Here is a 26,730-nt window from a genome sequence, read left to right on the forward strand (position 1 = left end):
ACTAACTCTTAAGCCCTAAGACTGAGGAGCAACAAAATGAATTGGTATATAGCCGTACTTAAAAAATACTTGGTGTTTGGCGGGCGTGCACGGCGCAAAGAGTATTGGATGTTTGTGCTTATTAACAGTGTGATCGGCGTGATATTGAGTTTTGTTGATCAGGCAACTGGCACCGTTAATCTAGAGTCTGGTTTAGGTGTACTCGGCAGTATTTACGCTTTGGCTGTGTTGTTGCCATCGATTGCGGTGGCAGTACGCCGACTGCATGACACGGGGCGCAGTGGCTGGTGGCTATTTATACTGCTACTGCCAATTATTGGCGTTTTAGTGCTGTTGTTTTTCTTCTTGTCTGATAGTGATAGCGCTGCTAATGCTTACGGAGATAACCCTAAAGGCCAGGCGCTTTAGAGTGATATTAGCCAATTGAACGGTGCGAATATAACGGCGGGAGTAGGGCTTAATCGTCAGTATTACCGGCGTGGTCCCGACTATCGCCATGGTGATAGTGTCGATTTTGCCGATATTAAGCATACCTTTGGTTTTGCTGGATTAGCCATTGGTGCTTGGGTCAATAAACAAGAGAAGCAACGCGCTGCAGAGCTAATCTTTGATGCCTTGGCAGACCTCGCATTTTTGCTAAATTTGCCGCCGCTGGCCATAGGGTTGAGGGGAAAGTTAAGTTTGGCCTTTGGTACTGGCGGCCAAGCCAATGTGCAAGCCCACTATGCACCCGGCAGCCAAACCTTGGCATTGGCCAAAAATGCTGGCGCTGGCGCGCTGGCTCATGAATGGTGGCATGCTTTTGACCACTATATGGCTGCAAAGCTTTTTATTAGCCCTCCCCAAGCTCGAGAGTTTGCCTCAACCCGTTGGTTAGCTGATGACAAGCAATACTCCCACCCTTTAAATCAGCGACTTGACCAGCTTTTCGCAACCGCATTTTTAAGCCAACAGGGTAAAGATCTGCACCCTTATGTAGCGCGCTCGGTGGCTTTGGATAAACAGCTGGGGCAACGTTATTATAGCTTGCCTACCGAGATGATGGCGCGGGCGTTTGAGGCTTGGATTCAAAGCCGCGAAGACATCAAAAATAGTTATTTGGTCAGTGGCACCAAGCAAACTGAGCTGGCCAAACAAGGCGGTTATCCTGACGCTCAGCATCTGCTGCAGATTGGAGATTGCACTTTGCAATACTTTGCGTTGTTAGGTCGAGCATTGGAAGCCAGTGAATAAGATTCTCAGCTGACTGCTTGATTTGTTTGATCTATGTGTGATGCGGATAAGTTTTCTATTCACAAATACATCAGGGATCGTATACTTATTGGTCTTGTTATTAGTTAATCTGGAAGCTTAACAAGGCACCTAGAACATCAGGGAACAGGGAATGTTGCGACGACTATCTATCGTTTTATTGGCCTTTACTTGGCTCAACAGCGCCAATGCTGCCGAGCAAGTAGACTTACGGGTATTAGCTTGGCCGGGTTATGCCGACGCAGACATGGTTGAGGCCTTTGAAGCGCGTTATAAGGTTAAAGTTAAAGTTAGCTACATTACCAGTGATGATGAAATGTGGCTGAGAATGGGCCATAAGCAAGGCGAAAACTACGATGTTTTTGCGGTCAATACTGCTGAATTACAGCGCTATATTGATGCCAAACTAGCTATGCCGGTCAACGCTCAGGCCATTAGCAACAAGGCCAAACAGTTACCTCGATTTCAGTCTTTACAAGATATCCACGGTATTACCCGCGATGAACAGGTATTTGCGATCCCTTATACCTATTCTGAAATGGGCTTAATTTATAACAAAAATTATTTTGAACAGCCGCCCTCTAGTTGGCAAGTATTGTGGGATCCTCAATACCAAGGAAAGGTTCTGGCCTACAACGGTAGTGCCCACAACTATTCCTTAGCTGGCATGGTGCAAGGCGTAGACAATCCATTTCAGCAAACTGATCAAGAGTTTAAACAAAGTACCGAACAATTATTGGCCCTAAGGCGCAATGTTCTAACCTTTTATAGCTCTCCAGAAGAGGCATCAGAGTTTTATAATCAAGAATCAGTAGCTTTGGTGTTTGCTAACTATGGCGCTCAGCAGCTCAAGCAATTGCAAGATGCCGGGGCAGACATTGGCTATGTTATTCCGCAACAAGGGGCTTTGGCTTGGTTAGACTGCTGGGCAATGTCTAGCGGAGTGAAAAATAAAGACCTAGCCCACAAATGGATTGATTTCACCTTAGAGCCTTGGGTTAGCCAGTTGTTAACCGAGCGCCAAGGCCTAGCCAATACCATAGTGCAAGACACTCGCTCTTTGGCGGAAGATAAAATCATTTGGTTAGAAGAAGTGGAAGATAATCAACGCCGCAGTGAGTTTTGGGAAAACATTCTTAGCGGCAAAACTTTGCAGATGATGAGCCTGCCATGATCAACTCTATTTCTCTGCGTTTTGGTCTTTGGTTTGCTGGCTTTGGTATACTGGCTTCGGTGGTTACTGCAGCAGTTAGCTACCATGAAAGTCGGGGTTTATTAGCCGAAAGTGCCGAGCGAGAGTTAGCCACAACCACTCAAATCCTCACCCGAGAGTTTAGCAGTAGCATTGATGAAATCACTAAAGATGTGCTGTTTTTAAGTTCTATACCGCAAACTGCAGGCTACTTTGAAGCAGACAACAAACAAGTACTTTCTGCCCAGCTAAAAGATATTTTTAAGCAAAAACTGAGTTTAAATCCGTCTTATTTTCAGGTGCGTTTTATTGGCGCTGGAAACTTTGGCCGCGAACTAATTCGAGTAGATAGAGTAAGTGATGGCTTGATTGCTATTCCCACCGCGAGCTTGGAAGAAAAATCTCACTATCCCTATGTCTTTCGCACCTTGCGCTTAAAAGCCGGCGAGAGCTATTTATCTGATGTAGATATTCACAACGAAAAAGGGGTTGAGCTTGGCCAGCATCAACCTACTTTAAAAATTGCGTCCCCAGTATTTGCTAACGGTAAAGCGCTGGGTTTGGTGGTAGTGAATGTTGGCCTAGAAAGGCTGTTTAGCCAAATGCAGGCCGACTTGCCTGAAGGCGTGGCAATTTATTTAGCCAATCAAAAAGGCGACTACTTAGTTAACCCTAATCCCGATAAGCAGTTTGGTTTTCATTTTGGCCATCGTTATTTAATGCAACGGGACTTTCCGCAGATGGAAGTGCTGTTTAATGATTTGCAGCCTAGAACCTTTGTGCTGGATCCCTCAGCACTTTATAAATTTGAACGCGCTGTATCATTTACACCCTTGTTTTATGGGCCTAAATCTAGCCCTAAAATGGCGGTGCTTGGCCTATCTAGTCCACTGCCTAGCTTAAGTCATATTATGGATTCCTTAGCCGGTTCGATGATTAAGGTATGTTTAGCCTTAAGCTTATTTGGGCTGCTAACCTCGCTGTTCTTTGCCAAAGTGTTGTCTCAGCCTATTCGTAATATGGTGACAGCGGTGAACTCTTTCTCGCAGGGGAAGCTGCCTGCCGCTCAGCTTTTACCAAGTGAACGCAAGGATGAAATAGGCTTACTCGCTAATACTTTTAAAGCCATGTCGCGGCAAATCAATAAGCAAATTGTTGAGCTGAAAGACAATGAGATCAATCTGCGCCATATGGCCAGCCATGACAGCCTAACCGGTTTACCTAACCGCAGTTTGTTTTTGGAACAGTTACGAGGTTCTATTCATCGTGCTCAAACCCAACAACAAAGCTTAGCGGTGGTATTTATCGACTTGGATAATTTTAAACAAGTTAACGATAATTTGGGCCACGAAGCGGGCGACCTGCTGTTAAAGCAAGTGGCGACGGTATTGCGTGATGCAATTCGCTCTGGTGACTCGGTAGCTCGCTTTGCTGGTGATGAGTTTATGTTGGCCTTGGAATCAATCTCCGATCCTGAAGAAGCCAACGAAGTGGTGAATACTGTGCTGCGACGTTTAGCGCAGGAAGTGAGTTTAGGGGTACATATTCAGCCGGTATACGCCAGTGTAGGTATTAGCATGTATCCCGCTGATGGCGATGACCCAGAACTGTTGGTGCGTAATGCTGATGTGGCGATGTATCAAGCTAAGTCTAAGGGGCGCAATCAATTTAGCTATTACGCCTTAGAACTCCCTTCTGCAACGGGCTAAGCCACCTTATCAAAATGACGCTGAATCATACTTGGCTTGTCATTTTCTAAGAACAGCAGCTTGGCAGCACTAAAACCTTGCTGGTTTAACCATTGCGTTGCACTAGTGACTTCAAGGAATACCTGTTTGTTATAGTGTTGCTCAGCTGGCAACATTCGTTGAAGTTGGTATTGTTTGAGCGGTGAAGAGCTAAATACTTGTGCCACGTGGCTCATTCCCGTTTGAATACACCATTGCTGTAGTTCACTGATCGCCAGCTCTGCTTCCGGTACTGCTAATTCCCATTGTTCTAATAATACTAAATGTGCCCAAGGTGCTGATAGTGATTGCCCTATATGTTTAAAGTCCTCTGCAAAGTGTTCACTGATGGCTTGATTCCACGAGCCTTGGGCGCTGGCAATCAACAGGTTGTCGAGTAGATAGAGTTGGTAATCGCCGTGAAGTGGTTCGGTGCTCATAGAGGTTTTGGCTAGGGAATAATGTTTAAGTTTAGCCAATATTGTTGGCTAAGCCAGCTTAGCCTTGTGAGCTAAGACTGGCTAATTTGAGTGCCTTGTTTAAGCGCGTTTCTTGCTGGCTACATCCATCCAAACAGCTAATAGCAAAATGCTGCCTTTAATAATGGATTGCCAGTAGGTTGGTACATCCATCATGCTCATGCCGTTATCCAGGCTGGCCATAATAAATGCGCCCATTACCGCACCAAACACCGTGCCTACGCCGCCAGCTAAACTGGTGCCGCCAATAACACAGGCAGCAATGGCATCGAGCTCGGCAATGTTACCCGCAGAAGGCGAGCCGGCACCTAAGCGTGAGGCTAAGATTAAGCCGGCTACACCCACTAGCAAACCGTTAATCGCAAATACCGATAGTTTAGTTCGCTCTACGTTGATACCCGATAAACGGCTGGCTTCAAGGTTGCCACCAATGGCGTAAATACGACGACCAAAGGCGGTTTTCTTAGCCATAAAGGCTGCGGCAAACATCAATACAACCAGTAACAGCACGGGAGTGGGAACACCGCGGTAGTCGTTTAACAGTAATACCGTACCTAGAGCGAAGATCGCAATAAGGCCAAACTTGAATATATCGCCTGTGACAGGATTATTGTTTAGTTTATGCTCGGTACGGGTTTTACGTAGCTTACCTTGCCAAGCAAAAAACACCGCTAGTGCACCAACCGTGGTGATTAACGAGAACATATCTGGCAAATAGCTTTGGCCAATAATTCCCATGTCAGCGGTGGTGGGGGCTACAGTGCTGCCGCCAGTAATACCAATGAGTATGCCGCGAAAAGCCAGTAAACCGGCAAGGGTTACAATGAACGAAGGTACTTTGCGGTAGGCTACCCACCAACCGTTCCATAAACCCAGTAAAAAACCTGCGCATAAGGTTAAGACTATGGTGAGTGGTAAAGGCAATTGCCACCACACATCCATAATGGCCGCGGCACCGCCCAATAACCCCATCATTGAGCCAACCGATAAATCAATCTCTGCCGAGATGATGACAAACACCATACCAATGGCGAGTATTCCGGTAATCGCCGTTTGGCGCAGTAAGTTAGAAATATTACGTGGGGTTAAGTAGCTCCCCTCCGTGGCGAAGTAGAAAAACAGCATAATTACCGCAATGGCTGCAAACATCACCAACACTTGTAACTTCATTTTCTTCAAATTGCTCATCAAGCTCACCTTGTTTGTGGTGCTATTGATAGTTGTTTCTTGACTAGACATCTTGTTACTCCTCGGCCAACGCGCAGTCCATCACCATTTCTTGGCTCAGGTCTTGATTGTCTAGAAGGCCTTTTAATTTACCTTCATGCATCACTAATACGCGGTCACTAATGCCTAATACTTCGGGCAATTCTGACGACACCATAATGATGCTGATCCCTTGCTTAACCAATTGATACATCAACTTATAAATTTCGTATTTTGCTCCCACATCAATACCTCTAGTGGGTTCATCAAGAATTAAAATACGCGGCTGTAATAATAAAAATTTGGCTAAAATGGCTTTTTGTTGGTTGCCCCCACTTAGGCTTTTTATGGCCAGCTCTGCAGAGGCGGTTTTGACTTTAAGGCGTTGAATAGATTGTTCTATGGCGGCTTGCTCAGCAGATTCATTTACTGTTTGGCCTAGGCCACTAAACATGTTTAAACCGGCTAAAGTAATGTTTTGACCCACGCCCATAATAGGCACAATGCCGTGGCGTTTACGGTCTTCTGGCACCATAGCAATGCCGTGGTTTAGGGCATCGCGATTGTGACGAATTTTTATTGCTTTGCCATCCAACTCAATCGGGCATTGGTAAATACCTTCATACGAGCCAAATAAGCACTGCATAAGCTCGGTACGGCCCGAACCCACCAAACCAGCTACGCCCAGTATTTCACCTTTACGTAGACTAAAACTTACTTGGTTTACTTGTTTAAGGTTGGACGCCTTACTTTGCTGGGCGTTAACCGGACCAACTTTAAGAATTTCTTCGCCAATTGGGTGTTCTTCGCGTGGAAATAATTGCTTAAGCTCGCGACCAACCATCATGCTAATAATGTCGTCGGTGCTCATGTGCTTGGCATCTTGGGTGCCGATGTGTTCTCCATCACGAATAATACAAATGCGGTCAGAGATTTCCTTCACTTCGGTGAGCTTGTGGGAAATGTATACACAACTCACGCCTTCACTGCGTAGCTGTTTAACAATATCTAGCAATACCCGTGTTTCAGACTCAGTGAGTGGGGCGCTGGGTTCATCTAACACCAGTACCTCGGCTTTTTTAGACAAGGCTTTAGCTATCTCGACCAGTTGTTGTTGGCCAACCCCTAGCTCTCGAATAACCGTGTCTGGTGATACGTCCAATTTAACCCGTTTAAGTAAGCTCTCGGTTTGCTTAAACATGGCACTGTGGTCAAGCACTCCATAACTGGTGATTTCGGCTCCTAGAAAAATGTTTTCTAGTATCGATAGCTCTTTAACCAGAGTGAGTTCTTGGTGAATGATGGCAATGCCTTTTGCCTCGCTATCGCGAATATTGCGCGAAACAAGTGGCTCGCCTTTATAAATTATTTGTCCTTCGTAACTACCATGGGGGTGAACGCCGGTTAACACCTTCATTAAGGTGGACTTGCCAGAACCGTTCTCGCCGCAAAGCGAGACAACTTCGCCACGTTCTAAGTTGAAATTTACCCCATTAAGCGCAATCACTCCGGAGAATTTTTTAACGATGTCAGACATCATCAATAAGCTACTTTGGCTCATCATAACTCCTAATAAAAAGGGCGAGGCGTTGGCCCCACCCTTTTTTACTACATAGTGAAATAGTGCTTAATTGTTATTGGTATACGTCGTCTTTGCTGTGGAAACCGTCGGCAATAACGGTTTGGTCGATGTTCGACTTATCCACTGGAATTGGCGTAAGTAGGTAAGAAGGTACGTCTTTAGTACCGTTGTTTAAGCTAGAGTTCGACTCTGGCATTTGGCCATTGCCCATTTGCACCGCTAGCTCTGCTGCGGTTGTTGCTAGCAATTTAATTGGCTTATAAATGGTCATAGTTTGGGTGCCTGCTACTACTCGGCGACTAGCTGCTAAATCGGCATCTTGACCAGAAATATGCACCTTACCGGCTAGGCCTTGTGCGTCTAATGCTTGAATTGCACCGCCAGCGGTAGAGTCGTTAGACGCAACCACCACATCAATGTTGTTGTCGTTAGCGGTTAAGGCATTTTCCATGATTTTTAGCGCGTTTTCGGCTAACCAACCGTCTACCCACTGATCACCCACTACCTTAATATCGCCTTTGTCGATTAGCGGCTGTAACACGTTCATTTGTCCTTGGCGGAACAATTTAGCATTGTTATCAACTGGTGAGCCGCCCATTAGGAAGAAATTTCCGTCGGCCTTGCGCTCAATCAGTGCTTGAGCTTGTAATTCGCCTACTTTCTCATTGTCGAAAGACAAGTAGAAATCGATATCGGCATTATTGATCAAGCGGTCATAAGCCAATACCCGAATACCTTCGGATTTAGCTTCGGCGATCACGTTAGACAATACCTTGCCGTTGTAGGGAATAATCACTAGTACATCAACCCCACGAGAAATCATGTTTTCTATCTGAGAGATCTGGGTGGTTTCATTACTGTTGGACGATTGAACATAGACTTTGGCACCAAGCGCTTCGGCTTTCTCTACAAAGAAGTCTCGGTCTTTTTGCCAACGCTCTAGGCGAAGGTCATCGATGGCCATGCCAATTTTCACGGTTTTGGCAAATACTGGGGCGGAAACTGCTAACGCGACTGTGCACAATAGAGTGATCAGTTTATTCATGTTTTGGCTCCTTGCTTTATAGCTTGTTGTTATTTTTTAGCTAATTGTAGGGTTTAGAGGTAATCCCAAAAACTCATTCCTCGAGAACCAGATTAGGCGCATAACGAGAAGTCACCAATGATGCTTTTTTGTACGGCTATAATGTTTATTCACTTACAGCACCACTCTGTGACACGCCTCTAGAAAACGTTTTCCTGTTTTTATGGAATGTTAAATTTTCTTTAAAGTTGGCATCATAGTTGAGTCACACTTTTAGGTTTTATTGAGTTTTTTAGCCCTTGAAACAATAACATTTTGGCCTGATCTTGCTCGTTTTATATGTTTAATTTGTTGAAAGTAAACATAAAAGTGTGACGGTGCTTAAAGTGAAGGGTAGTTTTTAGTAAAGATGTTTTAGTAAGGCGGTGGAGTTAACAGCTTGTTTATAGTTTATGGTGAAACGTTCCGAGTATTTCGATGTCGGCTGCTTGCTCGCTAAAAGCTTTTAATGTGTCTAGGCCAGGAGCTTGCTCAGGCGTATATTGCTTAGCCATGGTATTGATCCACTGTAAACCAAACTCACTTTCGTAGGCTGAACTAAGCACACAGCTTACTTGGTCGGCTTGCGCGCGATCGATAATGCTGGCGCAGGTTCGCCAAGGGCCAAGTAAGCTCGGTTTTATCACTAAGCAGCGCAGGCCTTCGAAGTAGTGGTAGCGATAGCTACTGTCTTGCAGGGTTTCGTCTAAGCCAATGCCGGTACCAGTGCGCTTGGCGAGCAACTCACATTGCTGGCTATTCATTAGCGGTTCTTCGACATAGTCGATGCGGCTAAGGTCGATATTCTCCAAAACAAAAATCGCTTGGTTCCAAATCCAACCGCGGTTGGCATCTAAGCGAAGACGCAGTTTGGGATAATGCTGCTGCAACTGTTGAATCAGTTCTAGATCTTGCTTGGGAGATTGGCGAGCTACTTTTAGCTTGGCGAGATTACCAGCTTGAGCATCCAATACCTCTTGGCAGTGGGCGAAGTCACCATTAAGCAATGGGTAACCAGACACAATGGGAGTAGTTGGAGGTAGGCCTGCCATGGCGCAATCAAAACCAAAGGCAACGCTGGGATAAAGCTTCCGCTGAACCAGACCTTGCAAATAGTCTTTAGTTTGTTGTTCTGCTTGCTCGAGGGTTTCTTCACTAAATCCCGGTAGCGGAGCGATTTCTCCTCGGCCAATTCGACCATCACTAAAGCGGATTTCAAGATAGAGCCCTTGACGCTGGCTTAGTGTCAGCGCGCCAAACTGTATCGGTTTGATAAAGGCTTGGGTATAGCGACTTAAGGTAGCACTTTGCCAGTTACAGAGCATGCTGAAACCTCTCAAAAACTAGGGTGATGAAGAAGCGCTCATCAGCTTACAAATTTATCACTTTGTATTAAGTAGCCGCAATAGCAAATATGCAATTTATTATTATGCTTTAGTCCCTGGGTTAAGCACCTACAAATGCGTTTAACGTAGCATCAACTGTTGTGATATGGCTGACGGGCATAAGCAGAAAACCCACCGCAACTGGTGGCGAGTTTTCTGCTTTATGTTGTTGCTAAGGGTTACGTTTAAACTTGCTAAACTCTGGCGGGCGTTTTTCGTTGAAGGCGTTGCGCCCTTCTTGGCCTTCGTCTGTCATATAGAACAGCATAGTGGCGTTACCGGCAAGTTCTTGTAAACCTGCTTGACCATCACAATCCGCATTTAGCGCGGCTTTTAAGCAGCGCAAGGCCATGGGGCTGTTTTGCAGCATTTCACGACACCACTGTACGGTTTCTTTTTCCAGTTCGGCATAAGGCACTACGGTGTTTACTAGCCCCATATCAAGCGCTTCTTGGGCATCGTACATACGGCATAAAAACCAAATTTCGCGGGCTTTCTTTTGACCAACTATGCGTGCCATGTAACTGGCGCCCCAGCCGCCATCAAATGAGCCTACTTTGGGTCCGGTTTGGCCAAACTTGGCGTTGTCAGCAGCAATGGTTAAATCACACATCATATGCAATACATGGCCACCGCCCACCGCATAACCCGCCACCATGGCGACCACTGGTTTAGGGCAGGTGCGAATCTGACGCTGAAAATCGAGCACGTTTAAGTGGTGAGTGCCTTGGTCATCTTTGTAGCCGCCGTAATCACCGCGCACCGATTGGTCGCCACCTGAGCAAAAAGCTAGCTCGCCTTCGCCGGTGAGAATAATTACCCCCACTTCAGGATCAATTCGCGCATCGTTTAAGGCATGCATCATTTCTTGAACGGTTAAAGGGCGAAAAGCGTTGCGCACTTGCGGACGGTTAATGGTGATTTTGGCGATGCCGCAGGGCGATTTATGGTAGCGAATGTCTTCGTATCCATTGTCGGCATCTTGCCAAGTTACTGCTGAGCTATCAATTTGAGTCATTCTCTTCTCTATGGTTATTAAGGACACTGGACAGTAGATCGAGAAACAGTGTCGGTTGTTCAAAATGGCAATTGTGCCCGGCGCCTTCAATGCTGTGGCAGTTTAGGCGGGGGGAATCTTGTTGTAGTTGTTTAGCTAGTGCTTGGTATTTATTGTCTAGGCTTCCACCAATAAAATCTAGCGGCATTTTTAGCTGGCCCAGTTGCTTGCGAAGATCTTGCTGCAAACCTAGGCTGGTTGCCCGCAAGGTGGCAGCAATGCCTTGTCGGTCTTGCTGCTTTCGGCGTTGAATGAGCAGTTGACGCTGAGCTTGGCATAAGTTGGCAAATACTGTTTGTTGGTACCATTCATTGAGTAGCCCGTCGAGCGGCTCTTTTAACCAGCGATCGGCCCAGCGGTTGTCGTGCACTAAACGTTGCTGGCGCGCATCTTCATCACTTAAGCCGGTATTGGCAGATTCAATAATCAGCTGATTTATACCTTTTGGCGCCAGCAAAGCATGTTGTAAGGCTAAGCGGCCACCAAGGCTGTAGCCAATCAAGCAGTAGTGAGTGATTTTTAGGCGCTTTAAGCAAGCGCTTAATTGATGACTGAAGTCTTTAAAGGCATTGCGTGATTTGAGTCGCTGCTGGCCGCTCATGCCATGACCCGCTATATCCACCGTTACGCAATAGTAGTGCTGGCTAAGCTCAGCAATTTGCGCCTGCCAGTCGCTACCGCTACCTAGAAAACCATGCAAAAAAACTAAACAGGGATGTTGGCTTTGTCCATAAACGCTAAAGTGCATCGTGGCTTGCTACCTGGTTAATTAAAGATTGATAACGGGCACTGGCATCGCCCGGAGTAAAGCAGACTTCAATGAAGCTGGCTCCGGCTTGTTGCTGTGCACGCTCAAAAGCATGGCTGAATTGTTCGAAATTTACCACCTGTTGGTACGCCAAATTGAAGGTGGCCGCGGCGGCTGCAAAGTCGGCTTGATGAGGCAGCTGGTAGTAGTCTTTACTTAAGCGTTGATCCTGCTGGCCAGTTGATAGTGCAGGCAGCAGATTAAAGATCTCGCCGCCGTTATTGTTAAACAGCACTATCACTAGGTTTTGCTGGCTATTAGCGGCAAGGCTTAAGGAGTTTAAATCATGCAGTAAAGAGGTATCGCCAATCACCAAAGTACAAGCTTGCTGTAGGCCTTCGGTAATTCCGACACTGGTGGCCAGCAAACCATCAATGCCAGAGGCACCGCGATTAGTAAAGTAATGCTTGGCTTTGCAAGGCTGGCCAAGTAATTCAAACAAGCGCACTACCATGCTGTTACCCATAAACAGCGCCGACTGTGGGTTTTGCTGGGCGGATATTTGCGCGCATATTGCTAGCTCAGAGTAGTCGAGCAAAGCTGCATTTACATCATCACAAATTGCCTGTTGAGCTTGCGTCCATCGTTGCAAATACTGGGGCTTAGAGGAGCTTGCAATAACAGGGTGAGCGTGTAACCAAGCTTGAGTTGTGCATTGCCAGCGCTGCTGCATCCGCTGGCTAGGGTTTATCCGTTGCGCCGATTCATCAATCAAATAGTAGCTAGCTTGGCTAGAGGCAAGCCATTGGTTAAGGCGTTTTGACACCAGCTTACCACCAAATTGAATGATGAGTTGCGCTTGTACCTGTTCGGCAAATCGCGAGTTGGCCAGCAGCAACTCCGCTTGTTGGATTAGCCCTGCATCCTCTTGAGCGGTTTGCCAATGGCTTTGGCTATCCACCACTATCGGCCAGCCTGCTTGTTGTGCCCAAGCAATAATCGCTTGGCTTTGCTCGGCAGTTTGCTGGCCAATCACTATTAATACTTTGGACTTAGCGGCTAGCTCTGGCCAGTGCTGACTAACGCTGGCTTGCATAGTATTAGAATGCTGTTGGTAATAGGGCAAACCGCTGTTTATCCACGCTTCTAGTTGCTTATAAAGCGCACTTAGTTTCTGTTTGGCCTGCTCAGGATAAAAGGGTTCGCGATAGGGGCAATTTAAATGTATCGGGCCTGGCCTTTGTTGCTGCAACGCTAAGGCATGACCTAACTGCGTGAGCATGCTGGCTGCACAGCCATCCATACTGGGTTCGGCTAAGTGGCCGCTATAAATCGGGTAGTGGGCAAATATTGCTTGTTGTTCAATGGCTTGATTAGCGCCTACTGCAATAAGCTCCTGTGGCCGGTCGGCGCTCAGTACTAACAATGGAATGCTTGATTGCTTTGCCTCGACCACCGCTGGGTAAAGGTTGGCAACTGCGCTGCCCGAGGTGGTTATAATTGCCACAGTTTGCTGGCGAGCCTTGCTTAAGCCTAAAGCAAAAAAGCCTAAGCCGCGTTCATCAAAATGGCAGTGGCTGGTGGCTTTAGGGTGATTGGCTACCGCTAAGGTTAAGGGCGTAGAGCGAGAGCCAGGAGCAATACAGAAATGGCGAATACCATGGCGAATACAATCTTCTATCAAGTATTCTGCCCAGGCAATATTAATGTTTTTATTCAAGGAGTAGGTCCTTATCTACCAGCTGCAATACCGTGGCGATTTTGTGGTTGAGTTCCTGCCATTCTTGCTCAGCCTGTGAGCCGGCCACAATGCCTGCTCCGGCAAAGGTGCTTAAATGCTGAGGAGTGACTAAGGCACTGCGAATGGCCACCGAAAACTCACTTTGTGCGCCACTTAACCAGCCTACTGCGCCAGCATACCAGCCACGCGCATAGCCTTCATTTTTAAGAATGTATTGCACCGCAGAAGAGCGTGGCAAGCCGCCGACTGCCGGTGTGGGATGCAAGGCTTGCAATAATGAGCGGTCATCTAAGGCGGGGCTAATGCGAGCTTGAATCCGCCGTTTTAAGTGTTGTACTCGGTCTAGCTTGAGCAATTCAAGTTGGTCTAAAGCACGCACATGAAGGCTGAGTTCTTTTAAGCGGCGGGTTAAATCGTCCACCACTAATTGGTTTTCTAGCTTGTTTTTGGCATCTTCTAATAGCTGTTCGCCAAGCTGGCTATCTAGCTCATCAGTTGCGCCGCGAGGCGCAGTTCCTGCTAAAGCTTCGCTGACTAATTGGCTGCCTTCACGTGAATATAAACGCTCCGGGCTGCAACCCAAAAAGCTGGTCACCCCGTCAAACTGAAATAAAAAGCTGTAGCAGTTACGTTCTTTTTGCTGCCATTGTTGTAGCAAAGAAAACGCATTTATTTCGGCATTTAACTGCAAGTTAGTTTGTCGCGATAGCACTACTTTGGCGGTGTGCTGCTGAAATTCTTCGCTGGTGACTTGTTTAACCAAGCGCTGCCATTGCTCGCGACTTGGTTGATCTAGGCGAGATAGGGCTTTAAGTGGTGTGTGTTGTAGGGCTTGCGCTGGTTTTAAAGCTGCAAATGCCTTTTCGATGCGTTGATACTCTAGCTCTGGTTGATGTTCAAAATTAGCATTAATGAACAAGCGGGTATATTCACCATCACAGCGGATCTCAAAACGTGGAAGGATAAAGCGGCGATGCGGAAAGCTTGACCACAGGGCACTTTGGCGAGCAAAGGCAATGCCGCCATAAAAGCGTAGCTGATTGTTTTGCGGATCTAATTGGTCACACACCGATTGCAACTGTTCTAAGTCGAGCACCGACTTAGCTGCCCCCACAAAGGCAACTTGTTGCTGGCGTTTGTTTTTCCAGTAACCGCGGGTGGTGTGTTGTTGTTGGTTAAGCCAGGCGAGGAGATCGAGCTTGGGCAGCTTTATACAAACCTGCTGAAAACCCTGCTGCGGCAATAGCCTAAGCTGGTTTATGGCATTTTGAAACTGGCTAGCAGTGAGTCTCACCTTAACTATTCCTGCTTTATTACACCGTTTCAATGTAGCTGTTTTTGTTACAAGTTTATAGTCAGATTTGGCTCAGCCTTGATGCTGAGCAATAATAGACGCTAAGTTCTTATCTTAATGTTGAATATTACTTTGAAATCATGGCTTCATGCGGCGCGTTTACGCACCTTGCCTTTAGCGAGCGCGTCGATAATTTTAGGCTCTGCTCTGGCCTATTCTGAGCAAACCTTTGCTTGGCCAGTATTGTTGCTGGCTTTGTTAACGGCCTTATTGCTGCAAATTCTTTCCAATTTAGCCAACGATTATGGCGATGCGGTAAGTGGTGTTGATGACGATACTCGAGTAGGGCCGGCACGCGCTATTCAAGCAGGCCTGTTAACTAAGCAGCAAATGTTTCGAGCCATTATTGTGCTTGCGTTATTGGCTGTGTTAAGTGGTGTTGCTCTACTGGCGGTAAGCTTGGGAGGCAATCTACAGGCTTGGTTAGGGTTTATTGCTTTAGGTGGGTTATCGATAGTTGCGGCTATGGCCTACACCATGGGCTCTCGTCCCTACGGTTATCGTGGCTTTGGTGATATTAGCGTATTTTTGTTTTTTGGCTTGTTGGGGGTAATGGGCTGTTATTACTTGCATACTCAAAGCCTAAGCTGGCCAGTGATGATGATAGCAACAGCCAATGGTTTACTCGCCACAGCCGTACTTAACATTAATAATCTAAGAGATTTTTCGCCTGACAAAGCTGCCGGAAAGCTCACCTTGGCTGTGCGCTTAGGTGAGCGCAATGCTCGCCGCTATCACTTGGCACTGGTGGCGCTGGCTTTGTTATTGTTTGCTGGCTTTATTGTTTGGCAAAGTAGCGACAGTTTTGCTTGGCTATGTTTGTTGCCGGCTTTAGCCCTTATCAAGGTAACAAAAACCGTAATGCTGGAGCACAATCATCAGCTATTAGACAAGCAATTGCAGCTCACCGCCAAATTGAGCTTCTTTATTGCCTTGTTGTTCAGCCTTGGTTTGCAGTTTCATTATTAGGTCTTATCGCCAGATGACACACAATATTCACATTTAATCTACGTAAGGTGGATAAAAAGCGTTGAGCCTAGTCCTTGGCCTTTGCTAAGGTAGCTAAAGACGTTTTGGAGGATTATCAATGCGCAAGATAGGGATCATCTTGCTGCCAGCCCTAGCAATTGCAGGCCCAAGTTTGGCCAACATGCAGCCTGCCAAGTGGTATAGTGCAGACGGAGTAGGTGTTGTACCTAGTATTGAAATACTGGGTTTATACGACAGCAACCTAACTAACAGTAATACTGATCAAATTTCTTCCTGGGGAACCGTTGTTTCGCCAGCCATTGCGGCTATTTCTGAGCAAGAAAAAAGTACCTACTATGCGGCATATCGCTTGGTGTGGGGCGAGTACTTCGACAGCTCAGAAGATAACTTCTTAGATCATCACCTTCGAGTAAATGGTGAATGGGAATTTAGCGCCCGCCAACGTGCCAAGTTACGTTACGATTTTCGTCGTGACCATGACCAACGTGGTGAAGGTATTTCATCTGGTGTGGGCGGTTTGCTCGATGAACCAGTGCAATATAACCTGCATTGGCTGCATGGTTTATATGGCTTTGGTGCCAGAAGCGCTACCGCGCAGATCGAGTTAGAAGGCAATGCTCGCCAGCTGGATTACCAAAACTTTCGTGATATTACTCAGTATCGCGATCGTAATGCCTTTGATGGCAGTGCGCGTTTCTTCTATCGGGTATCTTCGGCCACCCGTTTGTTGGCAGAGCTTAAGGCCGGCAAAAGTGACTACAAAACCAAAGAGCCAAATGCAGCAGACCGCGATTTTAACGACCTACTAGGTTTTGTCGGTGGAGACTGGGCGATTACCGGTAAAACCAAAGGTCGCGCCAAAATTGGTTGGCAACAACGTGACTTTAAAGAAGGCGAGCGTGAAAAGTTTAGCGATTTAAGTTGGTCACTGTCTGCCGATTGGTCGCCGCGCACCTACTCTACTTTTGGTGTGGAAGGTGGTCGACAAGCCAAGGCTCCAGAGCAGGGCGGTGATGTTATCGACAATACCAATATCACTCTAGACTGGGAGCATTACTGGCAAGAGCGCCTAGCTACCACCTTCACCCTTGGTTACGACAACAACGATTATGTGGGTGTGGAACGCCAAGATAAAATCTATGAAGGGCGAATTGGTGTGAGCTATCAATTTCGTCGCTGGCTAGAAATTTCACTTTGGCAGCTATGGAGAGATAAAGATTCTACGCTTCAGGCCGTTACCTATGATAAGCAAGTGACCAGTCTTAAGTTGAGACTGAGTTTATAATCAAGGATAAACCATGCAAAGATTCATAGTACGCATTCAAAACTGGCTTTATATGCTAGCTAGCGTGCTATGTTTTTCTGTTGCCGCGGATGAAAATGAAGGTTACCGTCTGGCTGCCGGAGACAGTTTCAGAGTTAGCGTATATGGTGAGCCTGAGCTTAATATGGAAACTCGCTTAGCTAACGACGGCTTTATTCGTTATCCCTTCTTGGGCGAAATTGAAGTGCGAGGTCTTACCCTTACCGAGCTGCAGCTACAAATTCAAAATGGTTTAAAGGGTGACTATCTCGTTGACCCGATGGTGCAGGTCACCATGGTGGAGTACCGACCGTTTTTTATTAATGGTGAAGTTGCCCGCCCTGGAGCTTATCCTTATCAACCGGGTTTAACGGTGAATCGAGCCATTACTTTAGCTGGTGGCTTTACTGAGCGCGCTGGCAAAAGCAAAATTACGGTTCAAGCAGAAGGCGCCACTCCCGACCAGCGTGAGCGAGTGAGCCTTGAAGATCCCGTATCCGCTGGTGATGTGCTCAATATTCCGCAAAGTTTCTTCTAAATCTTCCACTGCTTCAAAGCTAAAACCCACCCAAGCCTGTTAGCTAATTGTTAGTCTAGTTTTAAGCAAAATAGCGAATATCATCATTGGCTTTCTTAATATCACTATTGTGGTTTGCTTTTTTCAGCCCTATACTCGGCGTTCTTGTCGGAGTGCCGAAAGGCTGAGACCACGCGTAGCGTTGCTACCTAGAGTGGGATCCGTATAACTTGATCAGGATAATGCCTGCGCAGGGAACAAGATAAGTAAGCAATGCCTTCTGTTAAGTTCGGCGACTCAAACTAACGCTAGCAACTAACATTTGCCTACTTTTCCTACATCCGACAAGCCTCATTACTTAAATTTTTATTTAGAGGCCAGTCATGTCAAGACGCGAAACTCGAGCTGCAGCAGAACAATACATTAATAATCTGCAAGGCCAACCTTTTCCAAATTCAGAAAAAATCTATATTCAGGGAAGTCGAGACGATATCCAAGTCGCCATGCGCCAAATTAATTTGGCAGACAGCTTAGTAGGTGGCACTAAAGATGAACCAAAGCTTGAACCAAATGAGCCGGTACGTGTTTACGATACCTCGGGTATTTACACCGACGAGGGTGCCGAACTAGATGTTCACAAAGGTTTGCCGCAGCTACGTAAAGCTTGGATTGAAGAGCGTGGCGATACTGAAGAGTTAACAGGCCTTAGTTCTAATTTCTCACAGCAGCGTTTAGCAGATGAAGGCCTTGACCATATCCGCTTTGAAAGCTTACCTACGCCACGCAAAGCTAAATTAGGTAAAACCGTCACCCAGCTTCACTACGCTCGCCAAGGCATCGTGACTCCAGAGATGGAATACATTGCTATTCGTGAAAACATGGGCCGCGATAAAATCCGTGAAGACTTATTAGCCGAGCAGCAAAAAGGCCACTCTTTTGGTGCGTCACTGCCTGAGCATATTACCGGTGAGTTTGTACGTGATGAAGTGGCGCGTGGCCGCGCCATTATCCCATCTAACATTAACCACGCCGAAGCCGAACCGATGATTATTGGTCGTAACTTCTTGGTTAAAGTAAACGCCAACATTGGTAACTCAGCGGTGACCTCTTCAATTGAAGAAGAAGTTGAAAAGCTAGTATGGGCCAGCCGTTGGGGCGCCGATACAGTAATGGATTTATCCACTGGCCGTTACATTCATGAAACGCGCGAATGGGTTATTCGTAACTCTCCAGTGCCAATTGGTACTGTGCCAATCTACCAAGCCTTAGAAAAAGTGAACGGTGTAGCTGAAGACCTTACTTGGGAAGTATTCCGCGATACGCTGATTGAGCAAGCCGAGCAAGGGGTGGATTACTTTACTATTCACGCGGGTGTATTGCTGCGTTACGTACCAATGACTGCCAAACGTGTTACCGGCATTGTTTCGCGCGGTGGCTCAATCATGGCGAAGTGGTGTTTAGCCCACCACAAAGAAAGCTTTTTGTATGAGCGTTTTCGCGAGATTTGTGAAATTTGTGCCGCCTACGATGTATCACTGTCTCTAGGTGATGGCATGCGCCCAGGTTCGATTGCTGATGCGAACGACGAAGCTCAGTTCGCTGAGTTAGAAACCTTAGGTGAGCTCACCAAAGTGGCTTGGGAATACGATGTTCAGGTAATTATCGAAGGCCCTGGCCACGTGCCAATGCAAATGATTAAAGAGAACATGGAGAAGCAATTAGAAGAGTGTCATGAAGCACCGTTCTATACGCTTGGTCCATTGATCACTGATATCTCTCCTGGCTACGACCATTTTTCATCGGGCATTGGTGCGGCGATGATCGGTTGGTTTGGTTGTGCCATGTTGTGTTACGTAACCCCTAAAGAGCATTTAGGCTTGCCTAACAAAGAAGATGTTAAGCAGGGCATGATTGCCTACAAGATTGCGGCTCACGCTGCTGATTTAGCTAAAGGCCATACCGGTGCGCAAATTCGTGATAATGCAATGAGTAAAGCACGCTTTGAGTTCCGCTGGGAAGATCAATTCAACTTAGCTCTAGACCCTGACACAGCGCGCGCTTACCACGATGAAGCACTGCCACAAGAGTCTGCTAAAGTCGCTCACTTCTGTTCAATGTGTGGACCTAAGTTCTGCTCAATGAAGATCTCGCAAGAAGTGCGTGACTACGCCAACGATCTCGAAGTGAAGATGATTGATGAGCCCTTGGCCGATTTAGGTTTTGTGGCCGACGGCATGAAAGAAAAATCTGCTGAGTTTCGTGATAAAGGCGCCGAGATCTACCACTCGCCATTGCGCGCTGAGACCAGCGATGAAGTATAAGTTAGACAAGGCCGAGGCCTTACGCCCGCAAATTTGGACTATCGCTGGTAGCGATAGTTGTGCGGGTGCGGGTTTGCAGGCTGACTTGCTTACCGCTCATGACTTGGCGGTTGAGTGTGCCACAGCAGTAACCGCCATTACTGCGCAAAACATTGAAGGGGTGACGGCGATAGAGCCTTCATCTCCGCAATTGTTGGCTGCTCAGTTAGACGCGCTTGCTGCCACTAACCCTGCCAAAGTGATTAAGATTGGCATGTTAGGCAGTGCTGAATTAGTGCGAGTGGTGGCAGATAAACTGGCCACCTATAAAGCTACTTGGGCCCAGCCGCCTTTGGTGGTGTGTGATCCGGTGCTCGTGGCAAGTTCAGGTGCTAGCTTAGCGCTTGATGATCTCATGCAAGCCTTGCCTGTCTTATTGGCACAAACTGACGTGTTAACACCTAATGCCTCTGAGCTAGCCAGTTTAAGTGGTATCGAGTTAAACAGTGTGGCTGAGCTAAAACAGGCTTGCGCAGTTTTGCTTAACCAAGGCGTAAAAGGGGTATGGGCCAAAGGCGGCCATTTAAGTCTGACTCCCGATCTTGCTGTTGATTACTACAGCGATGGTCAGCGAGAGATTGTTTTATCTAGCCCGCTAATAGCAGCGCCACATACTCACGGTACAGGTTGTACTTTAGCCTCTGCCTTAGCAGCGGCGCTAGCGCATGACTTTGCCATGGAAGACGCCCTTGTATTGGCCAAAGCCTATGTTTATCAAGGCTTAAAGCAAGTGACAGGTCGCGGTAATCTGGCTCATCTTGGTTGGCCAGATGCTCGAGAAAACTTTCCAAGAGTTGAGTCGGCGCAAACCGAGCTTGGTCAACTTTTTAGCTTAAGCGAATCTTGGCCTGAAGCGGTGCCATTCGCCCGTTGCGATACTAATCAGCTGGGTGTTTATCCGGTGGTGGATAGTGTTGAGTGGATTGAACGCTTGCTCAATATGGGAATTAAAACCATTCAGCTACGGATTAAAGACAAAGCTGATGCCGAGGTGGAAGCCGATGTGAAGCGCGCCATTGAACTGGGTCATCAGCATCAGGCACGTTTGTTTATTAATGACTATTGGCAATTGGCGGTGAAACACGGCGCCTATGGTGTGCACCTTGGTCAAGAAGACTTAGAGGTAGCCGACCTGCAACAAATCGCTGCTGCAGGTTTGCGTTTGGGCATTAGTACTCACGGTTATTTCGAATTGCTACGTGCTAGCCAGCTGCAACCAAGTTATATTGCTCTTGGACACATCTTCCCTACCACAACCAAGGATATGCCCTCTAAACCACAAGGTTTGGCAAAGCTCAGTTGTTACGCTGAGTTAATGCAAGATTACCCTTTGGTGGCCATTGGCGGCATAGATTTAGCGCGCGCTAAGCAAGTTTGGGAATGTGGTGTAGGCAGTGTGGCGGTGGTTCGCGCAATTACCGAAGCAGCTGACCCAGCGGCGGCAGTCGCCAAGTTAGAAGCCATTGTGAGCCAATAAACAAGCATACCAGTATTAGGAAGCAATATGAGCCAAACCAGCAGTGAATCCCGCTTAAGCGATCAAGAATGCCTTCGCTACAGCCGTCATCTATTACTTAAAGATGTTGGTGAAGCAGGACAACTGAAGCTAAAAAATGCTCAAGTATTGCTGGTTGGCATGGGTGGCTTAGGCGCGCCTGCGGGTTTATATCTCGCAGCTGCTGGCGTGGGTAAGTTGGTGTTAGCAGACTTCGATGAAGTTGATAGCTCAAACTTGCAGCGCCAAGTTTTGTATCGCGAAGACGATATTAAACAGCCTAAAGTTCAGGCGGCTAAGCAGCATTTGGAAGCGCTAAATTCCAACATTCAGATCCGTAGCGTTAATCGAAAAATGGACGCTATGCTGTTGGCGATGGAAGTTGCTCAAGCCGATGTTGTGCTGGATTGTAGCGATAACATCGCCACGCGTTATGCGGTAAACCAAGCCTGTGTTAAGGCCAAGGTTCCCTTGGTGAGTGGAGCTGCCGTGGCTTTTGATGGCCAGCTTATGGTGTTTGATTTTAGTAAGGCTGGTCAGGGCTGTTATCACTGCTTATTTCCTAATGCTAGCGAGCAAGAGCTTAATTGTAGCAATGCCGGCATTCTTGGCCCGGTGGTTGGCACCATCGGCAGTTTACAGGCTTTAGAAACCATTAAACTGATTGCCGGAATTCCTTCTGCTCAGCGTGGACGTTTTTCCAGTTTTGATGCGCATAGTTTGGAATGGTTTCACCTTAAAGTGAACGCCGATGCCAGTTGTCCGGTATGTGGAGCAAATCAAGATAATGATTAATATTGAATTTAATGGTCAAGCGCAGTCGCTTGATGCTGGGCTCAACATAGAGCAATTATTGGCATTACAACAGCAAGCGCCGGAAGGCATAGCGGTAGTGCTAAATGGCAGCATTGTAACGCGTAGCGAGTGGGCCACTACCCAACTTGCCGACCAAGCTAAAGTAAGAGTATTTCGTGCCATTGCTGGCGGATAAGAGGAAGCCTTGTGTTAAAGATTGCAGATAAAAGTTTTACCAGCCGTTTGTTTACCGGTACTGGCAAATTTGCGACCCCTCAGTTAATGAGCCAAAGCATTCAAGCCAGTGGTAGTCAGTTAGTTACCATGGCTATGAAGCGTGTTGATGCGCAAGATCAGCAAGACGACATCCTTGCTCCACTGATTAAAGCTGGGGTTAATTTACTGCCAAATACCTCCGGTGCCCGTAATGCCGAAGAAGCTATTTTTGCGGCGCAGTTAGCGCGCGAAGCACTGGGTACCAATTGGCTTAAGCTTGAAATCCACCCCGATCCTAAATATTTAATGCCAGACCCTATCGAAACCCTAGCTGCGGCAGAAAAGCTGGTGGAGCAGGGCTTTGTGGTATTGCCTTATGTGCACGCCGACCCGGTTTTGTGTAAGCGCCTTGAAGATGTGGGCTGTGCTGCAGTGATGCCACTGGGTGCGCCAATCGGAACCAACAAAGGCTTACGTAGTCGTGATTTCTTAGAAATCATTATTGAGCAAGCTAATGTGCCAGTGGTAGTTGATGCTGGTATTGGCGCGCCTTCAGACGCGGCGCTGGCGATGGAGCTCGGCGCCGATGCGGTATTAGTGAACACGGCGATGGCGGTAGCGAAAGACCCGGTAGCTATGGCAAAAGCGTTTGCTCAAGCAGTAGAAGCCGGCCGTAGTGCCTACCTCGCAGGTTTAGGCGCAGAATTACGTCACGCCGAGGCATCTAGCCCTCTCACCGCATTTTTAGATACTTTGTAATTAGAGAAGCCCATGAGTTTTGCTGAGCAACTAGCCCACTACGATAATGCCGCTGTTCACCTGGCCATAAACAGTAAAACCGCTGCCGATGTGGAGCGAGCTTTGGCCAAAGATAAGCTGAATCTTGATGATTTTCAGGCGCTTATCTCGCCTGCCGCAGAAGCCTATATTGAGACTATGGCCCAGCGCAGTATGCGTTTAACCCAGCAGCGCTTTGGCAAAACTCAACAATTTTATATTCCTTTGTATCTCAGCAATATGTGCAGCAATGTCTGTGATTATTGCGGCTTTTCTATGGGTAACAAAATTCGCCGCGTTACTCTAGATATGCAGGAGTTAGATGCCGAACTGGACGCCATTAAGCAACTGGGTTTTGACCATATCTTGCTGGTGACGGGCGAATCAGAACGCAAAGTGGGCATGGAATACTTTCGACAAGTACTGCCCAAAATTAAGGCGCGCTTCTCTCACGTATCTATGGAAGTGCAGCCGCTTGAACAAGATGAATATGAAGAACTGATTAGCCTAGGCCTTGATGCCGTGATGGTCTATCAAGAAACCTACAATCGCCACCGTTATGCCGAAGTGCACCCCAAAGGGAAAAAGCGCGATTTTGATTTTCGCTTAGCGACGCCAGAACGTTTGGGTAAAGCTGGTATTCGCAAAATGGGCATTGGCGCGCTAATTGGCTTAGATGAATGGCGCAGTGACTGTTTTTATGTGGCGGCGCATTTGCAGTATTTAGAGCGCAAGTACTGGCAGAGCAAGTTCTCTATTTCTTTCCCACGACTTCGCCCTTGCGAAGGTGGTTTTCAGCCCAAATCGGTAATGAGCGACAAACAGCTGGTGCAGCTTATTTGTGCTTATCGTTTGTTTAATCCCGACGTTGAGTTGTCGCTATCTACCCGTGAGTCTGAACATTTCCGCAATCATGCTATTCCACTTGGCATCACTAGCATGAGTGCGTTTTCTAGCACTCAACCGGGTGGTTATGCCGACGGTAGCGAGAAAGCCTTAGAACAGTTTGAAATTAGTGACGAGCGCCGCCCAGAAGTGGTTGCCGAAGCTGTTAAACAAGCCGGCTATCAAGTGGTGTGGAAAGACTGGGATCGCGCTTTAGGTTAGTATAGGTACTTTGCTTCTAGCTTGTCTAAAGCCCCTTGCTCTAGCAATAGCTTAAGTTGCTGATTAAAGCGCTCCACAAATTCTGGTTCTACTTGTTGTTTACTAAAGGCTAGATACACTGGCACTTGCCCTAAGGCTGGCTTGATTAGCTTAATGCTTTCTTCCTGGTCTTCTTGAGTAGCAACCAGCTGAGCTTGGCGGCTGTCGGTTGCTATCATGTCTAGTCGCCCACGTAGTAACGACTTCACCAAACCTTCCACGCTGTTGTGTTTTTCTACCTCGAATACCTGTTCACTCAGAGCCTTATCAAAGTCTGGTGAAATACGTGCGTTTCGCACCTTACCAATGCGGTAATCATTTAGTTCTGCGTAGTCGCCGGAAAAGCGGTTTCCCTGCCATGAACCTTGCGCGATTAGGTGCTGGTCTAGCAGTAAAAAAGGCGTGTCAGGGTAGTAGAAATACGCTTCACGGTCAGCAGTTCGCATGGTAGGAATTAAGCCCTGGCTTTGGTGACTTTTTACTTTGGCAAAAGCGCGGGCCCAATTGCTTATTTCAAAGTCGGCTTCAACATCCAACTTTTCGAAGCTTTGCTGAATGAGCTCAACAATGATCCCCTCGGGTTTACCTTGCTCGCTAAGCATGATGTAAGGAGGAAAAATAAAGCTTTGAATTTCGATGGTTTTAGCTTGGCAAAAACCAGAGCTAATGATTAACAAGAAAACTGCGAGTCGCTTCATTTGAGTCCTGATCCTTGAGCTTACCGCAAATTATAGAGAATCATGCTAAGGTATGCGACCTTAAGCCGCAGTGACTAGCTAATTAAGTTGTCGCTTAAGATTATTAACAAGCGAAGAGGTGGAATGTGTTAAAGAAATTACTAGTAGCCGTAACGCTAGTACTTACCGTGGTAAGTGGCGCACTGGCCGAGAAACTTACTGTGGGTGCAGCAGAGCACGTTAAAGTAGTAGAAGCTGACTTAAACTTTTTAACTCGGATTGATACCGGGGCAGCCAGCACCTCTTTGCATGCGGAAAACATGCGGGTGATTGATGGCGAAAACATCAACCCTGCCGATTATAGCGAGGCTGAGCAGAAATCCGTGGTGCGCCCGCTTATGCGTAAAAATGTAGGTAAATATTTACAATTTACCACCGAAAACGAGCATGGCGACAAACACCAAGGTAAAGCCTTCATCACGGATGTAGCCGCGGTGCGAAACTCACAAGGTTTGGAAATTCGTTACAAGGTGGCCTTAGCAATTGCTTGGCAAGGGACGGCTAAAACTGTAGATGTGAATCTGCGCGATCGCAGCAAAATGCATTATAAATTGCTGATAGGCCGTAACTGGCTAGAAGGTGATTACTTGGTTGACGTAGAGCGCAACAAAAACCTCAAATAGCCCTTCACTACAAGGTTTGGTGAACCCTAACAAAACGCGCAAAGCGGGGTTTACCATGCTCGGTGAGTCCGTTGTAGCGATACTCTACCAAGCTGCCAATGGGCGGTGGGTCAGCACGTAACTGATCACTTAAACCACTGCCTATTTTAAACTGGCGGCCTTGTTGGTCTTGCACTACTAAGGCGCCAAGCATGCCACGATATTTTCCTTTACCATCACTATAGGCGACCACTTTAGCCTCGGCGTCTTGGTAACTTTTGTATTTGATTAAGGCATTGCTACGGGTTGGTAGATACATGGATTGAGGGTCGCGTAGCATTAAACCTTCACCACCTTCGGCACTAATTTTAGCTAGCTGTTGTTCTAGTGTTGGCCGGCCTGGGTAGGCGCGGTAAACCGGAACCCGCATAAATTCGCTAGTACTGCTAAGGGTTTGCAAATGGCGGTAACGCTGTTGATAAGGGCCGGGGTAATGAGGTAAATCAAATACCACAAACTCAACCTCTTGCCACTTGTTCAAGTTGGGTGATTGTTGCTTTATCAGGCTAACAAGCTCACTAAACCTACCTCTACCTAGCCACAGCTCGCCGTCTACCGGCACTTCGGGCAGTTGTTGGCTAATGGACTGAGGAATTTCAATAACATGGCCTGCGCGGCTAAGTAATTGTTTACCGTCCCAGTAGGCTCTTACGCCATCGTACTTTTCACATACCCAATAGTTTTGCAGGTCTAAACCTTGCTGATAGTCGCTGGCTAATACTAGCGCTGGCGGCTGTGGACTTTGAGCATGTAGTGCTTGCGAGCTAAAAAGTAGCATGCATAGGCTAAGCTTGGTGCTAATCGAACGATCCATGTTCTACCTGTAATGAGTTAATTGTTATTAATGGTAGTGCAAAACAAGGTTGCTCGCTAGGGGCTTTCGGCTTTATCTGCGGTTTAAATGTCTTATTAAAGATACTTTGTGGATAGATGCCCTTATCTTGGAC

The 26,730-nt window shown here is 47.0% G+C and carries 25 protein-coding genes and 1 riboswitch; of the genes, 14 read left to right on the forward strand and 11 right to left on the reverse strand.

Features of this window, described 5'->3' with window-relative positions; genetic code table 11:
- Positions 1 to 36 precede the first annotated feature (36 nt).
- From G6R11_RS12360 to G6R11_RS12375, 4 genes are all read left to right on the forward strand, one after another.
- Positions 37 to 408 carry a DUF805 domain-containing protein gene (locus tag G6R11_RS12360; protein WP_163133390.1) on the forward strand — a complete coding sequence of 124 codons (372 nt, stop codon included), beginning with the start codon at positions 37 to 39 and terminating at the stop codon, positions 406 to 408.
- A gap of 15 nt (positions 409 to 423) precedes the next feature.
- Positions 424 to 1,233: a CLCA_X family protein gene (locus tag G6R11_RS12365; protein WP_163133391.1), complete on the forward strand. Its 810-nt coding sequence runs from the start codon at positions 424 to 426 to the stop codon at positions 1,231 to 1,233.
- Between the two features lie 151 nt (positions 1,234 to 1,384).
- The gene (locus tag G6R11_RS12370; RefSeq protein ID WP_163133392.1) at positions 1,385 to 2,425 is read left to right on the forward strand and encodes an extracellular solute-binding protein; all 1,041 of its coding nucleotides are present in this window, start codon (positions 1,385 to 1,387) and stop codon (positions 2,423 to 2,425) included.
- Positions 2,422 to 4,152: a diguanylate cyclase domain-containing protein gene (locus tag G6R11_RS12375; RefSeq protein WP_163133393.1), complete on the forward strand. Its 1,731-nt coding sequence runs from the start codon at positions 2,422 to 2,424 to the stop codon at positions 4,150 to 4,152. Before G6R11_RS12370 ends, G6R11_RS12375 begins: the two co-directional genes overlap by 4 nt.
- Here G6R11_RS12375 and G6R11_RS12380 read toward each other — a convergent pair.
- The 9 genes from G6R11_RS12380 to G6R11_RS12420 all read right to left on the reverse strand — a co-directional run bounded on the left by G6R11_RS12380 (position 4,149) and on the right by G6R11_RS12420 (position 14,725).
- The gene (locus G6R11_RS12380) at positions 4,149 to 4,649 is read right to left on the reverse strand and encodes a hypothetical protein (protein ID WP_163133394.1); all 501 of its coding nucleotides are present in this window, start codon (positions 4,647 to 4,649) and stop codon (positions 4,149 to 4,151) included. The genes G6R11_RS12375 and G6R11_RS12380 overlap by 4 nt on opposite strands.
- Before the next feature lie 60 nt (positions 4,650 to 4,709).
- On the reverse strand, positions 4,710 to 5,888 hold the full coding sequence (locus tag G6R11_RS12385) for a sugar ABC transporter permease (RefSeq protein WP_163133395.1): 1,179 nt from the start codon (positions 5,886 to 5,888) through the stop codon (positions 4,710 to 4,712).
- Positions 5,889 to 5,892: 4 nt separating this feature from the next.
- Positions 5,893 to 7,416 carry a xylose ABC transporter ATP-binding protein gene (locus G6R11_RS12390; RefSeq protein WP_163133396.1) on the reverse strand — a complete coding sequence of 508 codons (1,524 nt, stop codon included), beginning with the start codon at positions 7,414 to 7,416 and terminating at the stop codon, positions 5,893 to 5,895.
- A 73-nt stretch (positions 7,417 to 7,489) separates the two neighbouring features.
- Positions 7,490 to 8,482, reverse strand: a complete 993-nt coding sequence (gene xylF / locus G6R11_RS12395) for a D-xylose ABC transporter substrate-binding protein (RefSeq protein ID WP_163133397.1) — start codon at positions 8,480 to 8,482, stop codon at positions 7,490 to 7,492.
- 422 nt (positions 8,483 to 8,904) lie between these two features.
- On the reverse strand, positions 8,905 to 9,825 hold the full coding sequence (gene menC / locus G6R11_RS12400; RefSeq protein ID WP_163133398.1) for an o-succinylbenzoate synthase: 921 nt from the start codon (positions 9,823 to 9,825) through the stop codon (positions 8,905 to 8,907).
- A gap of 232 nt (positions 9,826 to 10,057) precedes the next feature.
- Positions 10,058 to 10,903, reverse strand: coding sequence for a 1,4-dihydroxy-2-naphthoyl-CoA synthase (gene menB, locus G6R11_RS12405; protein ID WP_163133399.1), 846 nt, complete (start codon positions 10,901 to 10,903; stop codon positions 10,058 to 10,060).
- Complete coding sequence (gene menH, locus G6R11_RS12410; RefSeq protein ID WP_163133400.1) at positions 10,890 to 11,690, reverse strand: 2-succinyl-6-hydroxy-2,4-cyclohexadiene-1-carboxylate synthase; 801 nt, start codon at positions 11,688 to 11,690, stop codon at positions 10,890 to 10,892. Before menH ends, menB begins: the two co-directional genes overlap by 14 nt.
- Complete coding sequence (gene menD / locus G6R11_RS12415; RefSeq protein ID WP_163133401.1) at positions 11,680 to 13,410, reverse strand: 2-succinyl-5-enolpyruvyl-6-hydroxy-3-cyclohexene-1-carboxylic-acid synthase; 1,731 nt, start codon at positions 13,408 to 13,410, stop codon at positions 11,680 to 11,682. Before menD ends, menH begins: the two co-directional genes overlap by 11 nt.
- Positions 13,403 to 14,725, reverse strand: coding sequence for an isochorismate synthase MenF (locus G6R11_RS12420; RefSeq protein WP_163133402.1), 1,323 nt, complete (start codon positions 14,723 to 14,725; stop codon positions 13,403 to 13,405). Before G6R11_RS12420 ends, menD begins: the two co-directional genes overlap by 8 nt.
- A 132-nt stretch (positions 14,726 to 14,857) precedes the next feature.
- Between G6R11_RS12420 and G6R11_RS12425 the strand changes: the two genes are divergently transcribed.
- From G6R11_RS12425 to thiH, 9 genes are all read left to right on the forward strand, one after another.
- Complete coding sequence (locus tag G6R11_RS12425) at positions 14,858 to 15,754, forward strand: 1,4-dihydroxy-2-naphthoate polyprenyltransferase (protein WP_240352463.1); 897 nt, start codon at positions 14,858 to 14,860, stop codon at positions 15,752 to 15,754.
- A 118-nt stretch (positions 15,755 to 15,872) separates the two neighbouring features.
- On the forward strand, positions 15,873 to 17,060 hold the full coding sequence (locus tag G6R11_RS12430) for an outer membrane beta-barrel protein (RefSeq protein WP_163133404.1): 1,188 nt from the start codon (positions 15,873 to 15,875) through the stop codon (positions 17,058 to 17,060).
- Positions 17,061 to 17,073: 13 nt separating this feature from the next.
- The gene (locus tag G6R11_RS12435; RefSeq protein WP_163133405.1) at positions 17,074 to 17,616 is read left to right on the forward strand and encodes a polysaccharide biosynthesis/export family protein; all 543 of its coding nucleotides are present in this window, start codon (positions 17,074 to 17,076) and stop codon (positions 17,614 to 17,616) included.
- Between the two features lie 138 nt (positions 17,617 to 17,754).
- Positions 17,755 to 17,869: riboswitch (TPP riboswitch) on the forward strand.
- A 109-nt stretch (positions 17,870 to 17,978) separates the two neighbouring features.
- Positions 17,979 to 19,916, forward strand: a complete 1,938-nt coding sequence (gene thiC, locus G6R11_RS12440) for a phosphomethylpyrimidine synthase ThiC (RefSeq protein WP_240352464.1) — start codon at positions 17,979 to 17,981, stop codon at positions 19,914 to 19,916.
- Positions 19,906 to 21,432 carry a thiamine phosphate synthase gene (gene thiE, locus G6R11_RS12445; RefSeq protein WP_163133406.1) on the forward strand — a complete coding sequence of 509 codons (1,527 nt, stop codon included), beginning with the start codon at positions 19,906 to 19,908 and terminating at the stop codon, positions 21,430 to 21,432. The genes thiC and thiE overlap by 11 nt, the downstream gene beginning before the upstream one ends.
- A 27-nt stretch (positions 21,433 to 21,459) precedes the next feature.
- Positions 21,460 to 22,245, forward strand: a complete 786-nt coding sequence (locus tag G6R11_RS12450) for a HesA/MoeB/ThiF family protein (protein ID WP_163133407.1) — start codon at positions 21,460 to 21,462, stop codon at positions 22,243 to 22,245.
- Complete coding sequence (thiS, locus tag G6R11_RS12455; RefSeq protein WP_163133408.1) at positions 22,238 to 22,441, forward strand: sulfur carrier protein ThiS; 204 nt, start codon at positions 22,238 to 22,240, stop codon at positions 22,439 to 22,441. The genes G6R11_RS12450 and thiS overlap by 8 nt, the downstream gene beginning before the upstream one ends.
- Before the next feature lie 11 nt (positions 22,442 to 22,452).
- A complete protein-coding gene (locus G6R11_RS12460; protein ID WP_163133409.1) occupies positions 22,453 to 23,220 on the forward strand; it encodes a thiazole synthase in 768 nt (255 codons plus the stop codon).
- Positions 23,221 to 23,232: 12 nt separating this feature from the next.
- Entirely contained in the window at positions 23,233 to 24,345 is a 1,113-nt protein-coding gene (gene thiH, locus G6R11_RS12465) for a 2-iminoacetate synthase ThiH (RefSeq protein WP_163133410.1), read from the forward strand.
- On the opposite strand, the gene G6R11_RS12470 is transcribed toward thiH, so the two are convergent.
- Positions 24,342 to 25,082 (reverse strand): ABC transporter substrate-binding protein, encoded by a 741-nt coding sequence (locus tag G6R11_RS12470; RefSeq protein ID WP_163133411.1) that lies wholly within the window; start codon positions 25,080 to 25,082, stop codon positions 24,342 to 24,344. The two genes, thiH and G6R11_RS12470, sit on opposite strands and share 4 nt — an antisense overlap.
- 125 nt (positions 25,083 to 25,207) lie before the next feature.
- Between G6R11_RS12470 and G6R11_RS12475 the strand changes: the two genes are divergently transcribed.
- Positions 25,208 to 25,744: a RimK/LysX family protein gene (locus G6R11_RS12475; protein ID WP_163133412.1), complete on the forward strand. Its 537-nt coding sequence runs from the start codon at positions 25,208 to 25,210 to the stop codon at positions 25,742 to 25,744.
- A 7-nt stretch (positions 25,745 to 25,751) separates the two neighbouring features.
- On the opposite strand, the gene G6R11_RS12480 is transcribed toward G6R11_RS12475, so the two are convergent.
- Positions 25,752 to 26,597 (reverse strand): DNA ligase, encoded by an 846-nt coding sequence (locus tag G6R11_RS12480; protein WP_163133413.1) that lies wholly within the window; start codon positions 26,595 to 26,597, stop codon positions 25,752 to 25,754.
- Positions 26,598 to 26,730: the final 133 nt, after the last annotated feature.

The organism is Agarivorans sp. Alg241-V36 (genome assembly GCF_900537085.1).
Classification (GTDB): domain Bacteria; phylum Pseudomonadota; class Gammaproteobacteria; order Enterobacterales; family Celerinatantimonadaceae; genus Agarivorans.